Origin of the sequence: Myroides sp. C4067 (genome assembly GCF_038039665.1) — a bacterium.
Taxonomy (GTDB): Bacteria; Bacteroidota; Bacteroidia; order Flavobacteriales; family Flavobacteriaceae; genus Flavobacterium; species Flavobacterium odoratimimum.
The window spans coordinates 30526-46204 of sequence record NZ_JBBPHJ010000018.1 but is presented as its reverse complement, the minus strand read 5'-3'; the positions used below and the strand labels follow the sequence as shown (position 1 = coordinate 46204).

Genomic DNA, 15679 nt, shown 5'->3' with positions numbered 1-15679 from the left:
GTTTTAAAAAATTAGTTGAACGCCAAAAGCGTATGTTTTAAGAGGAGGTAAGTAACCAATTGTTGTAAATTCAGGGTCTAAACCAAAATAGTTAGTTAGTGTCCATAAATTTTGACCTTGAAAGTAAAGGTTTAATGATTCAATTTTAGTTTTAGGTAATTTAAGTAAATAGGATAAGGATACATTTTTAAGCCTTATATACGATGCATCCCCAACTATCATATTACTGTTTTTATAAGTTGTTAAGTTATTAGTAATGATAGGATCTAATCCACTGCTTAAATTTCCATAATCACTGTTAGGGTTAGTAGGAGACCAGCTATTGAGTATTTCAATAGGTTGGTTAAACATACTCCCTGGCAGGATTAAATTAAGGTTGTGATTGTAATTTACTTGCTTTACAAATTGAAATAAAAAGTCGAGTCTAAGACTCTTATAAGCAATTGTATTTTGTATACCACCATGATAGTTTACTTTTATTTCTTTTAAATGTTGTCTATCTGCTGGAGAACTAATTTTACCATCTTCATTATAATCTGTAAAAGTATAATTCCCTGTTAATGGGTCAATTCCCTTAAAATTGTAAAGTTTTAATATATTAGTACTTTTACCTATAAATAATCTCCCTGAATAAGTAGATCCTTCTAGATTTGGAAAGGAAAGTAGAGTGTTTTTAGGGAATGATATATTAAAACTAGTTGTCCAACTAAAGTCACTAGTTTTTATATTTTCTGAATTTAAACTAAACTCCCAACCTTTATTTTCAACTGTAGCTGGTAAATTATCTTGGATAGAAGAAAAACCAGTAGTTCCAGGAAGTGGTATTCCTACAAGTTGATTAGAAGAAGTATTTCTATAATAAGCAAGATCAAACTGCAATTTGTCATTAAATAAGGCAACTTCTAGAGCAGCCTCTAGCTTTTTAGTTTTCTCCCAACTAAAATTAGGATTGTAAAGTCTTGATGGGCTTAGTCCTGTTAATTCATCATATCTATTAGGATTAAGAGTATAAGTATCTAAATACTGGTAGTCGCCAATATTATCATTACCTGAAGTTCCATAACTAGCCCGAAGTTTTCCAAAACTAAGCCATGACAAGGTTTTTAAAAAATCTTCTTTAGAAAATATCCATGCTGCTCCAATAGCTCCGAAATTTCCAAATTTATTATTATCTCCAAATCTAGATGATCCATCACGTCTAGCGGTAAGGTTAAATAAGTATTTACTGTTGTAATTTAAGTTTAACCTTCCAAAAAGTGCTATATATTTATATTCTAAATTAGCTGATTGAATTATAGCTGTTGTTTTGGCTGCTGAAATATTAGAAATAAAATCATTGGTTTGAAAACCAGACCCAGATAGATGTAAAGCCTTAGTATTATTTTCTTGATAAGTCATACCAATTAAAGTATTTATAGATAGTTTATCTATATTAACAATATTGGTAAGTTGAGGTTCTAGAATGTAAGATTTATTATCTCTAATAGTATTTTCTGCTTTAGATTGTTCAGAAGTATAATTCTTACTAGGGCTATAGATTGTATGTGGAGTTAATCTTTTTTCTTCTGTGTTAGATTTATTATATCCTGCGTTTAGTTTTATGTGTGTATTTTTAAATAACTCATAGTTTAAGTTAATATTTAAAACAAGATTATTATTATCGTTTTCATAGGTCTCATGCATAGATGATACTGGATTTGTATCACCTGCAAACCCCCAGTTTAAACTTCCATCTGGATTGTAAAGACTTGGAGCATTTGGAGGTAGAGTAAGAGCATTTTTAGTTAAATCTGTAGCTATTAAATTGTTGTTCTGTAAAGAATAGTTGGTTGATGAGTTTAGTTGAAATCTTCCATCTTTACTGTTGTGATTAATATTGATTAAAAAGGTATTTCGTTTATAGCCTTTATCTGTTGGAAATACAGTTGTTTGCGTGCTTTGACTAGCAGATGCTGAAAAATGCGTTGTTTCACTTCCTGAGCTTACTCCTAATTGTATACTTTGATTTCTGGCTGTTCCACCAATAAGCTCTTTTTGCCAATCAGTATATCTATTTCTATCCCAAGTACCGTTTATGTCTAGTGCATCATCAGGATAGACTGTAATGCCATCATTTAAAAATGCTTGATCACGCATTTTATTAAACTCCTGTGTATTTAATAATTTCATTTTACTAGCTACTTTACTAAATGAAGTAGAAGAGGAAAGAGAGAAAGAGAGTTTATCTGATTTATTTTTCTTTGTTGTTATAAGAACTACCCCATTAGCCCCTCGAGAACCGTATATAGCTGTTGCATCAGCGTCTTTTAAAATCTCTATGCTCTGTATATCAGAAGGATTGATAGAATTTAAAACGTTGGTGTCACTCATAGGCAGTATAGAGGTAGATAATGTAGAGTTAACTAAGTTACTATTAGGAATTACAACTCCATCTATTACATATAATGGAGCATTTCCATTTATAGCATTGTTTTGATAAGGACGTAAACTATTTCTACCACGGATTTGTATATCAAAACCTCCACCAGGGACACCTGTGTTTTGAGTTATGTTTACACCAGCCATTCTTCCCTGAATAGCTTGTAAAGGATTGATAACAGGTTGAAGTTCGATATCCTTGGCAGTAACTCGAGCGATACTTCCTGTACGCTCGCGGTCTTTAACCGAGTAGTATCCTGCGTTTATAACTACTTCATCAAGCATGTCTTGATCCTGTAAAAGGGTAATGTTATAAACAGACTCACTAGTTATTGTGATTTCTTTAGGTTTGTATCCGATATAAGAAACAAGTAGAGTATCTCCTTTAGAGACCTGTAGAGAGTATTTTCCCTGAAGATCTGTACTTGTGGCTATATCTGTTCCTTTTATCTGTATAACTGCTCCTATAAGCACTGTAGTATTGTCTTTAACTACTCCGTGAATAGACTTTTTTTGATAATCTACATTAAATAGACTATCTTTAGGTACGGCATAGCCACAGGTAAAGGTAAGGCTAGTTAAAAGCAGTACAATCCCGTAACTGGTATTGGTTAAAAATTGAGTTTTCATAATTGTTATAGTTGAAAATGATACAAGAAGACTTTAAATCCTTAAGATTTTTATTGCCGTAGTACTTAAATAGGCCTTTGTATCAAAGGTTAGTTAATTGGTTTTTATATTTTGTTTTAATAGAACTATCTCCCTTTGCTCTTTAACATGTCTCCCAAAATGCATAACAAGAGCTCAGGGAGAATAGTCATGGACTTTTAGTATGACTTAAAATCCCTTTAAGCCATACAATGTGTTGTTTGTGTTTTGTGCCTACAGACTTAGCTACTTTTAAAACCTTCTTACTAGTTAATTTCAAACAAACCCAACTAATTAAGCAGTAGCCTGTAGACGTTTTTTCCATAATGTGATAGTGTTTTATTTGGTTAATAAATAGAACAGTGGAAAGTCTGTCATAGCGACATTTTCTTACTAACTAATCATTATTATGTCTACTAGTATACAAGGCATATTGTAACTAATAGGCAATAGAGGTCCTGTACGCATCCAAGAACTGTTCTTGGATCTAGCGTAAAATGTAATTTTACTTGGTAAACTATATGTGAATCCCTTAGAGTTAGGGCTAAGTTGTTTATGAAATCAAAGTCTTAAAAAAACATAACTCTAAGGGTAGTTACACAAGAGTCTAATCATAGGCTAAATGTGAATTTGGTTACTACTAATTGTTGTTTGTTGTAATAAATAATTGAAAAAATTTCGAATTGAATCATTCGATAAGTCCATTAAGGATAAGGTATTGTTAAAGTATTCAAAGTAAAGAATACTAAACAAGTTCACCTTGTTTGTTTTAAACCTTTATAGCCTAATTGGGAGACGGCTAAAAATTAAAGGTTTATGCAGTATGTTGAGGTATAGAACACTTGTTTCTAATACCTTAATTCTCTTGGATAGTCTAACACCTAGATGTTAGACTATCGCATTTTGTCATCTTTTATTTAAAAATTACTAGTTAGAGTAAGTTTTCTTTTTGGAAAACATTAAGAAAGGGTTTACTTTTAGAGTGCGAATCATTTAAAGAAAAACCAATCTTGCTTAAAAAACTAGTGTTTTTAAGTAAAGATGTAGTGTAAATAAATCAAGGAATCACGGCCTTTTTTTATCACACTATTTGTATGAGAACAATTTAGAGTTTAAACCTTGTACTGTTTTTTTTCTTTTTAAGAATCACAACAGTGAGTGGTTAAAACAAAAAATCGCTCACATAGATTATAATTTATAGGTCTTATGATGCAAAAGAAAAGGGAGAGCCCCTAACTGTACTAATCATAACACTTGATAAAACGACCACTGTTACAATTTTCCAGTAAGGAGCCCTCCCTTAAATGAGAAAGCAAATATATTACTTTTTCTTGAAAGGGCTATTCTTACTGTGCTCGAAGTGGTCGTTACTCAAGATTCGAGACTTATAAATATTTTTTATAAGCAGAGTTTACATAGTAGAGCTCTGTTTAAGATTTAAGGTAAAGATATGAATAATATTCCTAATTCCAAAAAATATTAAATAAAGAATATTCGGTATGCATAAAATAGGTGATTATATTGATATAAGAATGAATAAGTTAGGCTTTACAGAAGAAGTTGTAGCTACGAAGATGGATATGTCTCAAAGCAAGATTAATAAATTGAGAAATGGAAAAGTATCTAAATTAAGTGCTTTTACTTTTTATAAAGCTGTTATTGCTTTAGGTGGTGATTTTAATGAAGCGATAAGAATTGTTTTTCCAAATTTTCAAAAAGTAAAGCTTAAGAGAGTACCAGAGAAGAAAAGGAATCAATTCGGAGCTTTTATGTTAAAATTTGAGAATGTAAAAAACACACCTAAAATTATATCGATAAAGACTGGGATTTCTGAAGCAAGAATTTCGGATTTGTTCTTTAGAAAGGGGAGTCTTGACGCTTTAGAATTGCTTTTAATTGAAAAAGCAATAGATAAAGAACCAGGGGAGCTTTTTATGAATTATTTTCAAAACCAATAAATCTAATTATGTATGTACTATCAAAGAACTTTAAAGAGTTCATTCAGAGTCAAAAATCAGAGAATAATTCTGTAAATGAAATTATCTCTATTGTTGTATCAAAAGATGCTACAATTGATAAGCTAAAAAAATATTTAGTGGAACATGATGGTGTTTTAGAACGTATAAGAAATTCAGCTCTAGATTATTTGTTACTGTATGCTTATGATACCTTAAAGGATGATTGTATAACAGTAGAGGAGTTGAATGATTTTATTGCTTTAAAGAAAATATTTTCAATTAAACAAGGAAATTTCATAAGGTATAAAGAGTTTGAAATACAAGAGATTTTAAAACAACAATTCATTAGAATGTATTCTGATAAGTTTATAGATAACAAGGAGGCTATAACTCAAGTAAACCTTCAAATTATGTTTGACCTTAGTTATGATAAGTTTGAAGAGTTTAAAAAAGAAGAGGTGATATCAGCTCTTATTGGTGGAGCAGATCCTAGAAATCTAGACATATCAACCTTGCCTAAAGGTTTTGTTTTATAGTGAAATAGATTAATTATAACACTATCTCAAAAGCCATAATAAGCCAAATAATTCCCCTAGCTTCCTATTTGTCTATAGTAGCTTATTTAAAGTGTTTTTTGATGTAGTTTATTATAGTAATTAAAGAAAAAGAAAATTGACACAACAACACAACATACTAAAGTATTGGAGAGACATTGAGGTATTTAATTTACCTGGTTTTAATAAAGATGCTGTTTTATTAGATTTAAATCAGATCCTACCTTGGATGCTTGACCAAACAAAGACTAAAGATAATTATAAGTGGAGATACACACTTTATTTTGGTAAAATTGGCAATAGTAATATTATTAACTATTTAAATACATTACTTAAATCAGAACAGATTCAAGATTGGCAAGAACCAGTAACTGGTTTTAGCTGTTTATCTGCCTTAATACTTAATGAGAATGGATCAATAGAGCAAGATAGTTATATACTGGCTAGTTATATACTTGGAATTAAAGCTCTTAAAAGTGGTAAAGACTTATCTACTATATCTGAAGAACTAGAAAAGGTTAAGCAGGATTTTATAGAAAGACATAATATACTTGATAACTCTAGTGACTCACATCAAAAAGGTGATAAGCCTTTTTGTTTAACACAAATCCAAAACGAGATTGCATATCTTTCTTGGCTAGCTCCTTGGCTTAATTCTGATATTAAAGTGTTTGTTTTAAAAGAGCAAGTATATAAAGATAGTGAGGCTGTAATTAGTTTTTTAAATAGTTTTTTCCTTGATGATCTTAACTATTTAACTAGTATAAAAACTAGTGAATTCAGCCCTAGTTTAAAACAATATCTTACCCTTAAACCTAGTATTGATAAAAGAAGAGACTTAATAAAAGACAAACAGCATTTATTTAAGGCTCTTAATCCTTGCTATCTTACAATGGGAAGATGGCCTTCTAAAATTGAATATGGACTTTACTCGGCTCAAAGCGCGGCGGTAAACACAATCTTTAAAGACCTTAAAGACTCTGAGGGGATTCAAGGAGTAAACGGACCTCCTGGTACGGGTAAAACTACGCTATTGTTAGATGTTATTGCTGAGGTAGTTGTAAAAAGAGCTCTTGTGATATCAGATCTAGGTTGTGATTATATTTTTAATCAAGGACATAATGTTATACCTAAAGAAAACAGCTTTGATTTATATACTTACCCTCTTAATCCAAAACTTCAAAGAGATTTTGGAATTGTTGTGGCAAGTAACAACAATGCAGCGGTTGAGAATATAACTAAAGAGCTACCTTGTAAATCAAAAATAGATAATGAAACATTTTCAAAGGCTAGTTATTTTTCAAACTATTCCCAAAGACTTATACATCAGCCTAGTTGGGGAGTTTTAGCAGCAGCACTTGGAAATAGTGAAAATAGAACACTTTTTAAACAAGCCTTTTGGGAATCTAATGAAAAAGAAAGCCATTTTGGCTTTGAAGCTTTGCTTTATAGTGTTTATAAAAAGACAGATAATACTAATCTTTACGCTAGAGAATTTGAAAAGCAAAATCAAAAATTCAAATCCTTGATAAGCGAGTTTACTCAGTTTCAGAGCCTTTCTAGTGAGTTTCATGATTTACTGCCTCAGTGTATTGAAAATCAGAATCAAAAAGATAAACACCTGTCTGCGATAGCGTTAATTGATACAAAAATTAAGGATTGTGTAGATAAAGAAAAGATGTTATTAAATCAAAAACAGGAATTAGAAAATGATTTTAGTAAAATGGAATCTACTCTAGGGGTTTTATCACTTAGAAAACCTTCTTTTTTGTTTTTTCATAAACTTTTTAAAACCAGTGATTTTACAAGTTGGGATGCTCAAGCTAGTGAAATACTACAAGATTTTAATAAAATAAATAAACAAATATCTGATTTAAAAAATCAGATAGACAGCTGTTTAAAAAGCATAAAGGATTATCAATTAGAAAAAAAAGCACTAGGTCTTGAGATTGAAAAACTCGATGAGTTTTTTATCTATTATAATAATATTAAAAGAGAATTAAACCACAAATATGGCATTGATACTAATGATATTTGTGATTTTAAATTTTTAGACAAATCAATCAAGCAGATACATCTTTTAAACCCATATCACTCAAAGAAGATAGCGCATTTAAGAAGTGAGATATTTTTAACAGCTTTAAAATTGCATGAAAATGCGATTTTAGTTAATGCAAAGAAAATTAGAAATAATCTAAATGCATACTTTCAGCTAATACAAAACACGATAAAGACAGATGATAAAATCTATCAGAATCTTTGGGATACATTTTTTCTCTGCGTTCCTGTTGTATCAACCACACTAGCCTCTGTGGGGAGGTTATTCTCTAGTTATAGTAAGCAGCAAATAGGTTGGTTGTTACTCGATGAGGCAGGTCAGGCTACAGCTCAATCCGTTGTAGGGGTGATTCAAAGATCTAAAAGATGCGTAGTGGTAGGAGATCCATTACAGGTAGAACCTGTAGTTACAATGCCTGTAGAGCTTGTAAAAAGACTAAGACAGGAGTACAGGGTTGATATTGACTGGTCTTATTCTAAAACATCAGTACAACAATTAGCCGATAGAATCTCAAGATATGGAACTTATATGGATGTAAGTGGAACTGATAAGAAAATATGGACTGGTTTTCCACTTCGCACACACAGGCGTTGTGATGATCCAATGTTTAGAATTGCCAATGATATTGCCTATAACGGGCAAATGGTTAAGGCCACTAATCTAACTCCTGAGACGCAATCATTAGCAGTATCACAGTGGTATAATGTCAGTGATCAAGTAATACTTCAAGACAGACATGTTGTTATTGATGAGATAAGGCTATTAAAAGAAAAGATTTTTCAATTAAGAAGCTCAGGGTTTAATAAGCAGATTTATGTAATCTCTCCTTTTAAATCAATAGCTCGTTATTGTCACAATGAATTTTTATATGACAAAAAGATAGAATGTGGAACCATACACAGATTCCAAGGAAAGGAGGCAGATGTTGTGTTTTTAGTTTTAGGTGGTGATCCTAGATCACAAGGAGTAAGAAACTGGGTTAGTCAGAAACCCAATATGCTAAATGTAGCCTTAACAAGAGCAAAGAAAAGGTTTTATGTAGTTGGTAATAAAAATCTATGGGGTAATTGTGATTATTTTAATGTAATGGCTAAGGAGTTAAAATAGCTTTAGAGTATCTGTAATAAAAAATAAAAAACACAGTAGTATTTAACTTCTGTGTTTTTGTTTTTTTACTAGCCTAGTGCCTTGTAATTGTAAAGCTGTTTAAATACTGGTCTTATCCCTGTTTTTTCTTTTATATGTTTGCTTAACTTTTAAAAATTCTAATGACCTAAAATACAAACAATCGTCAATCTAAGCCTAATTACGCCCATAAATACCATAATGCTTTAACTGTTAGTTTTTATTATTAGTTTGCCCATATCTAATATTTATGGTCATGGAAAAAAATACTAATAATAAAATAATAGAGAAGAAAAAGACGGTATGGCACAGACATACTTTTTATTTAACTAATCAGCAACAAAAAGAGTTTAGTAGATTGCTTTTAAAATACAATATTAGTAATAAAACTAAATTTATTGCTTCTTGTATTTTAAATGAGTCTACTAAAGTTGTATTAGTGGATCAGGCCTCATTTGAATATCATGCAAGTCTTACAGGTTTAATTAATCATTTTAAAGCTTTTGGTATAAATTATAATACCCTTGTAAATAGACCTGACTTACCTTTAGATTCACAACCAATTTTAAAAGATATTGAAAAGACAACTTTAGAGTTTTCAAAAGTTTGCCAAGAGATTATAAAACTTACTTTAGAATTTGAGAGTAAGGTCTTACAGAAAATTAGGGATTATGGTAGTTAGAATAGTAAAGAGTAAAGATATTATAAAGGCTTTGGTTTATAATCAAAATAAACTAGATAATATGTGTGCTTGTATATTAGGAGTTAATAAAATAGCACTTCCTTTATATGAAATTCAGAATCCTAGCAGGTATTTTTATAGTTATTTTGAACCCTATTTACTCAATAATATTAAAACTGTCACTCCTATTAGACATACATCACTTAATCCCAACCCAGTGGATAAATTAGATGATCTAATGCTTTTAAAAATAGCCAAGGCTTATATGACAAAAATAGGCTATAGCGAGCAGCCCTATATTATTTATAAACACTTTGATCTTAAAAGAATACACCTTCATATTGTATCTATATCGGTAAATAGAAATGGATATCTAATTAATTGTGATTTTGATTTTTTAGTTGCTCAAAATGCGTGTAAGGAAATAATTAAAGAGTTTCAATTAACAGATTATGATAAAAGATATAAAAAAAAGAATGATTTAGATCTTAAGGTGGTAGATCATAGAGAGTCAAATCTAACCCAGCAAATAGATAGCGTTGTTAGTAGTTTACCTAAGTACTATAGTTTTGAGGATTTAAAGAGTTATAACGCGATTTTACAACTCTTTAAAGTAAAAGCTTTACGAGGAAAGGACTTATCTGATGATAAGTCTGAGCCTGTTATGTATTGCGCTTTGGATCATAACAATAAAACAGTTAGTAATATAGTAAGCTCAAGTAAACTTTCTTTAAAAGTAGATATAGGCTTTTTAGAAAAACACTTTAAAAAGTCCATTAAAACTAAAGACTTAAATATTGAAAACAAGGTTAGTGATCAAATACGATCATATCTTTCTCAAAGTAAAGATTACAAGCACTTTAAAAAACTACTCACTAACCAAGGAATTAATCTAGTTACTGATAATAAAGATAAAAGCAAGTTCTATTTTGTTAGTCATAAATATAGACGAGTTTTTTCTTTTTCTCATATTGATATTCAGCTGTCTAATAAATTAGATAACAATCCTTTTTTTAATACCCTTTTAAACAACTCTAAAAAGAAACAAGATCCTATTGAGAGACTTGTAAAACATAGATTTATTGAGTTAAATAAAGAGTTTGATAGCTTAAAGGTTCATCCTTGTTTTGAGTTTGTGGATAATTATTACAACTCTTATAATAAAGCAGAGTTTGTTAGTTTTTTTAATTTTCTATTTACTGGCCCAGTAGATGATTTAGATCAGAAACAGTTTATGAATCTTAAAAAGAAAAAACGCAAAAAGAAAAGACATACTCTTTAAAAGAGTGAAATACTTTATATGGGCATAATAGATATATGTAAGGGAAGTATTTAAAAAATAGGAGTGTTTATTTAAAATAAAAAGGTATGATAAGTATGTTCTTAGGTCTTTATTTTTTTGTTTACTTTTCAATTAAAAGTTTTGTTTCTTTTCTTTTAGGCAGTAAGTCTAAAGAGGGGTATACTGTATTAACTACTGATATTATTGGTAAAAGCACAACTAAAATAAACTACAAAAAGCTAAATAAAATTAGAAGATCCTCAGAGAGCCTAACGGATTTACTAGAAAAAAAACAGGGTGACTCTTTTAAAGAAATAGCAAAAAGACTCAAATAGTATGGTTTGTGTTTAGGCTTTGTTTTAAACAAAAAAAGAATAACTGTGTTTTTACCCAATTATAAAAACAAGTGTTTCTTATCGTTGTTATTTCTCGTTTTGTGTGTTTCTTGATTTGAAAAAAAAGATTAATCCAATAATTAGATTAAGTAAACTGATAAATATTTCTTTGTTTAACTCATCAAAGGGTTCATTTATAGTATTATAGCGATACACTAGATTAGTTAATATAAACAGTGATACAGTTATAAGTAGGTAACTTATAAAGCGTAGTTTTTTCTTCATTTTCTTTTTCGTATTGTATTAATTAACATGTCTTTAAATAGACAAACTTCATTAATGTGTTATAATTATGTGTTTTATGTATCAAGGTTATAATACATTGGTATTATGTAATTTTACTATACAAAAGTATGTTTTTAATTTAAATTAATAACTTTAAGTTATTGTTTTTTATAAATTATGTGCTTTATTGTTGTAATTTATCTTTAAATAGTGTTTGTAAGTTTTTTTAGTTGAATTGTATTTTTATTTAGCTTAGAATTACTTGAAGATTAGCACTTTTTAATTTTTTTTTGCTCTTTTTATAGCTTTACAGGTTATATGCTAGTTTATTTTTAAAAAGTATAGAGATAAATAGTACGCTTTTTAATTATCTGTAAATCAGATGCCAATTGGCTTTATAATTCAGAAAAAATTCGTATATAAGAAGTCGTTATCTGTCTTTTTACTTTTATCCTTTAAAGTCTTATTGTATCTAGTCTTGTGGCTAGTTAGTTTTAAAATTCTTATCAGTTTTATAAGAATTTCTGTTTTTTTCATGCCAATTGGCTTTACACCTTTTTTAAGCTTTTGAATTTTGTATGGTTAGCTAACAAGACTATTAACCATTAAAAATTTAAATCATGAATGTTACCCGTTTAGAATTCATCTCCTGGATGGAACGACTCTCTACAAAACTTGATGCTTTAAGTGAGCATATTGCCAAGGTTCAGCTCCAAACTTTAAATATCGATGGAGAAGAACTTTTAGATAATCAAGATGTTTTACAGATTTTAAAGATAAGTTCTCGCTCGCTTCAAAGATATAGATCTGATAAAAAGCTTCCTTATTACAGATTAAAAGGTAAGATATATTATAAGCTTTCTGATGTGCAGCAGTTCATACGAGACAGCTTTGCTGTTCCGGTAAGAGAGTAATAAAACGACTCTAAAGGTCAAACACATACCTTTTTGTGCCAAAAATAAGTACAAAATGATCTAGGAGATACTTTTAGGTATTAATCAATTAACCTATTAATTATGGAAGTAAAAAAAAGCAGTGAATCAAAACATGATATCTTACTTGTTAGTGATTCAAAGGATAACAAAATTAAAGCCGTACAGGGCTTAAGTGAAAACGGTAATCTTAAAAGTGCACCAATTAATAAGAATAATTTAAACTCATTTTTAAGATTAGATAAAAACGGGGATTTCTTTTCTAATTTTTTCACCAATTTCTTTTCTCAATTAAAAGACCCCACTAGGTTTAGTTTTTTTAGGGTTCCGGAGAATTTAGCCATTGGTCTGTCAAAGCAAATGCAAGGCGAGTTAGACTTAAAAAATTCTTTAAATCATCAGCTTTATCTATCGCATCAAGTAGATCCGAAGCAAATGATTCAAAGTATTGAAAATAGTACGAATAAGGATATAACCTCTTGTAAAGAATATAATCCATATAAATACAATATTGATCATATAAACTGGGAATCACTTAGTCAGATAGGACTCTCAAAAGAGAAACTCGAAGAGATGGATCTTTTAGAACCTTTATTAAAAGGATATAAAACAAAAGATTTAGTTCAGGTTAATCTTAATTTGGGATCTGCTGAGTTTTCATTAGATGCGCGTCTTGGACTTAAACATGCACCTAACGGAGAGGTTTTAATGACTCTTGAGGGAGTAAAAAAGTACCCAAATTTAAATGTACCTTTTCAAGGACATGAGTTTACCAGGCAGGATAAACACAATCTTTTAAAGACAGGTAATATGGGAAGGGTAGTGGAGCTTTTAGATCCTGAGACTAACTCTTATATCCCATCGGTTGTAAGTGTGGATAGATTAACCAATAATATAATGGTTACTAGTGTTGAGAAAATGCAAATTCCAACACATATAAAAGGAGTTGATCTTTCTGAGAATCAATTAAATGAGCTTAGACAAGGAAAAGCAGTTCTAGTTAAGGCTATGAGTTCAAGTAAAGGAAATCCTTTTGATGCTCATATTCAGTACAATGCCTCTAAAGAGCATATTGAGTTTTTGTTTGATAAGACAAATAAAAATAAGAAGATCTTAAATCCTGAAGACTTAAAGATCTTTAGAGGAAAGACCTTGGATGAAAATCAGTATAAAGAGCTCTTAGAAGGTAAGACTGTGGCTATTGATGGACTTATTGATAAAAGAGGCAAGCCTTATAAGGGTTTTATAAACTATGATAAAATAAACAATAGAACTAATTTTTCTTTCACTGATCCAAGTAACCCTAAGACCATAGAGAGTCAAACGCAGAATAATAAAGAGACTCAAAACAGAAAAAAAGGCTTAAAAATTTAATATGGAACTTATTATAACACAATCAGCAAGCGTGGCTAGAATTCTAGCCACGTTTTTTAATGCGAACAATAGGCATTTTGATTATTATAGCTCGCAGACTCATTTAGTTATTTGGATAGATGATTGCATGGTAGATTTAAAGCCTTTAAACTTTAAACAAGATAATGACTCTTTTGGAGCTAAAAACTTCTTTGATTATAAATTAAAGCTTGTAAAAAGGACTAATAAAAACATTCCTTGTGTTGTTCAAAGTAAAAAAGTGCAGTTAATAAAGCGTCTCATCCTTAAATCTAAATCTATTGTTATTGCCACAGAGCCAAGTAAGGCCCAAAGAAGAAAGTTTGAGTATTTCAAAGAATTCTTTAATATCACCTTGCCTTGTAAAACCCTATGGCTTTATAGTTTAGAGAAATCCTTTTTAAAAAATCACTTATGTTTAGATAATACTACTTCTTGTTTTAAAACTTATTATAACAGGGATCTTGTCTTTAAGATTGTTCAAAATAGGTTAAGTAGGTATTATTACAATCAAACAGGAACAAAAATTAAGCTAGGTCTTATTAAAACTGCTCTTATCGCTTTGTTGTCTAAAAAACATCTAAAGAGTGAGGCTAGTAAACCTAAAACTCTCTATAGAGTAAGTGTCGAGCTTAGTTTTAAGGAGAAACTATTTTTTTGCTTTTTTGAAAAAAAGTATAAAAAACTAAAACAAACAAAGAACTTATCTGGTTTACTTAATAAAGATTCAAAAGTAGAGATAAGCGAAAAAAACATACAAACTCTAAGGCAAAAGCAGTTACTTTTATATGATTTTATAAGTCTTATAATATGCGTTAATAAGTTATATGGATTTTCTTTTAGTAAAACAAAACAGGCCTTGCTTAGTCTTTACAGACAAAGATTTATTAGTTATCCCCTTACTTTAAATAATTATCTGCCTAGTTGGTATAAATCAAGTATACCAAGATTATTAAACGCCTTAAGAGATTATCCCTTGTTTAAAAAAGAGCTGTTAACTTTAAAATTAGCTAGGCTTAATTATAAGGACGTAATAGTAGATAGCGATTTAAAAACTCACGGCATTATACCTACTTTAAAGATTCCAACTTGTTTAAATACGTGTGAAAAAGTAATCTATCAGTTGATAGTAAAAAGAACAATAGATTGTTTTACCCCTAAAGAAGATGTAAAAAAAGTTAGTTTAAATCTCTTTGTAGATGATGCAGGTCTTGATTTACCCTTAGAGATTTACAAGGGAGAGTTCTTAAAGGATAATTTGGTAAACCGAGTTGATACTCTAGAGCAGCTTAATGGTATGAAAGTCTTTAAAATAGAATCTGTAAATATTACAACACACACAAAAAAGCAGAATGCTTTGTTTAGTATAGAGGGTTTGTTTAAAAAACTAAAAAAAGATTTTATTAAAACCTTACACGAAAACGCAATTGCGCATATGCATTTTTGTTATTTTACAGATCTTTTTCTTGGTCTTAGTTTAACCCTTGATCAGTTAATAAAACAAGAGTATTTGTATATAGACAATAAAAAGCTTGTTTGTACAAACAAGGCTCTTGATTATTATTTTAAAACAAAAGATTTACCTGTTTCTAGCTTTGCTTATTTATTTGATTTTGAGGTTTTATTTTTCAAGGCAAATCAAGCAGAGATAGACAAGCAGATGTTTTGTAAAATCAGTTGTGAAAAGCTTAAGGAGTTAAGCCAAAGCATCTCTTATTTAAAAGAGTCAAAAGAGCCTTTAAAAGGATCTTGTCCTATGTGTTTAGGTAGTAAATTTGAGCTCAGCTATCAAAGGCTTGTTTGTTTAAATAAAACTTGTAGTTGGACTATACCTAGATTAGTCTTTGAAGTACACCTATCTAAGCAAGAACTTGAGGAATTACTAGAACTAAGAAAAACAAGTAAAGTATTTATCTTTAAAGCGCGAGATAACATTTGTTTTAAAGCGTATTTGTTTTTAGATAAAAACGCAAGGCTTATGTTTGATACAGTTAAATAATATTTTAGCT

At 29.8% G+C, this 15679-nt stretch carries 10 protein-coding genes; 9 read left to right on the top strand and 1 reads right to left on the bottom strand.

Annotated elements, in window-relative coordinates; translation table 11 throughout:
- Window positions 1–3 precede the first annotated feature (3 nt).
- On the bottom strand, window positions 4–3048 hold the full coding sequence (locus AABL87_RS12880; RefSeq protein WP_341277459.1) for a SusC/RagA family TonB-linked outer membrane protein: 3045 nt from the start codon (window positions 3046–3048) through the stop codon (window positions 4–6).
- A gap of 1517 nt (window positions 3049–4565) precedes the next feature.
- On the opposite strand from AABL87_RS12880, the gene AABL87_RS12875 reads away from it, so the two are divergent.
- The 9 genes from AABL87_RS12875 (at window position 4566) to AABL87_RS12835 (ending at window position 15669) form a co-directional block, all read left to right on the top strand.
- Window positions 4566–5024 (top strand): helix-turn-helix domain-containing protein, encoded by a 459-nt coding sequence (locus AABL87_RS12875; protein WP_016649227.1) that lies wholly within the window; start codon window positions 4566–4568, stop codon window positions 5022–5024.
- A gap of 8 nt (window positions 5025–5032) precedes the next feature.
- Window positions 5033–5560: a hypothetical protein gene (locus AABL87_RS12870; RefSeq protein ID WP_286382438.1), complete on the top strand. Its 528-nt coding sequence runs from the start codon at window positions 5033–5035 to the stop codon at window positions 5558–5560.
- 136 nt (window positions 5561–5696) lie between these two features.
- A complete protein-coding gene (locus AABL87_RS12865) occupies window positions 5697–8744 on the top strand; it encodes an ATP-binding protein (protein WP_341277458.1) in 3048 nt (1015 codons plus the stop codon).
- A 274-nt stretch (window positions 8745–9018) separates the two neighbouring features.
- On the top strand, window positions 9019–9444 hold the full coding sequence (locus AABL87_RS12860) for a plasmid mobilization protein (RefSeq protein WP_041892411.1): 426 nt from the start codon (window positions 9019–9021) through the stop codon (window positions 9442–9444).
- Complete coding sequence (locus AABL87_RS12855; RefSeq protein ID WP_326388019.1) at window positions 9434–10726, top strand: relaxase/mobilization nuclease domain-containing protein; 1293 nt, start codon at window positions 9434–9436, stop codon at window positions 10724–10726. Before AABL87_RS12860 ends, AABL87_RS12855 begins: the two co-directional genes overlap by 11 nt.
- A gap of 86 nt (window positions 10727–10812) precedes the next feature.
- Window positions 10813–11061, top strand: coding sequence for a hypothetical protein (locus AABL87_RS12850; protein WP_326388021.1), 249 nt, complete (start codon window positions 10813–10815; stop codon window positions 11059–11061).
- A gap of 905 nt (window positions 11062–11966) precedes the next feature.
- Window positions 11967–12260: a helix-turn-helix domain-containing protein gene (locus AABL87_RS12845; RefSeq protein ID WP_006258064.1), complete on the top strand. Its 294-nt coding sequence runs from the start codon at window positions 11967–11969 to the stop codon at window positions 12258–12260.
- A gap of 102 nt (window positions 12261–12362) precedes the next feature.
- On the top strand, window positions 12363–13652 hold the full coding sequence (locus AABL87_RS12840; protein ID WP_341277457.1) for a DUF4099 domain-containing protein: 1290 nt from the start codon (window positions 12363–12365) through the stop codon (window positions 13650–13652).
- A gap of 1 nt (window position 13653) precedes the next feature.
- A complete protein-coding gene (locus tag AABL87_RS12835; RefSeq protein ID WP_341277456.1) occupies window positions 13654–15669 on the top strand; it encodes a DNA topoisomerase in 2016 nt (671 codons plus the stop codon).
- The last annotated feature ends 10 nt before the right edge of the window (window positions 15670–15679 follow it).

Coding starts and splice junctions, on each gene's coding strand:
- AABL87_RS12880 (WP_341277459.1), bottom strand. CDS start 3,048: ATGAAAACTCAATTTTTAACCAATACCAGTTACGGGATTGTACTGCTT.
- AABL87_RS12875 (WP_016649227.1), top strand. CDS start 4,566: ATGCATAAAATAGGTGATTATATTGATATAAGAATGAATAAGTTAGGC.
- AABL87_RS12870 (WP_286382438.1), top strand. CDS start 5,033: ATGTATGTACTATCAAAGAACTTTAAAGAGTTCATTCAGAGTCAAAAA.
- AABL87_RS12860 (WP_041892411.1), top strand. CDS start 9,019: ATGGAAAAAAATACTAATAATAAAATAATAGAGAAGAAAAAGACGGTA.
- AABL87_RS12855 (WP_326388019.1), top strand. CDS start 9,434: ATGGTAGTTAGAATAGTAAAGAGTAAAGATATTATAAAGGCTTTGGTT.
- AABL87_RS12850 (WP_326388021.1), top strand. CDS start 10,813: ATGATAAGTATGTTCTTAGGTCTTTATTTTTTTGTTTACTTTTCAATT.
- AABL87_RS12845 (WP_006258064.1), top strand. CDS start 11,967: ATGAATGTTACCCGTTTAGAATTCATCTCCTGGATGGAACGACTCTCT.
- AABL87_RS12840 (WP_341277457.1), top strand. CDS start 12,363: ATGGAAGTAAAAAAAAGCAGTGAATCAAAACATGATATCTTACTTGTT.
- AABL87_RS12835 (WP_341277456.1), top strand. CDS start 13,654: ATGGAACTTATTATAACACAATCAGCAAGCGTGGCTAGAATTCTAGCC.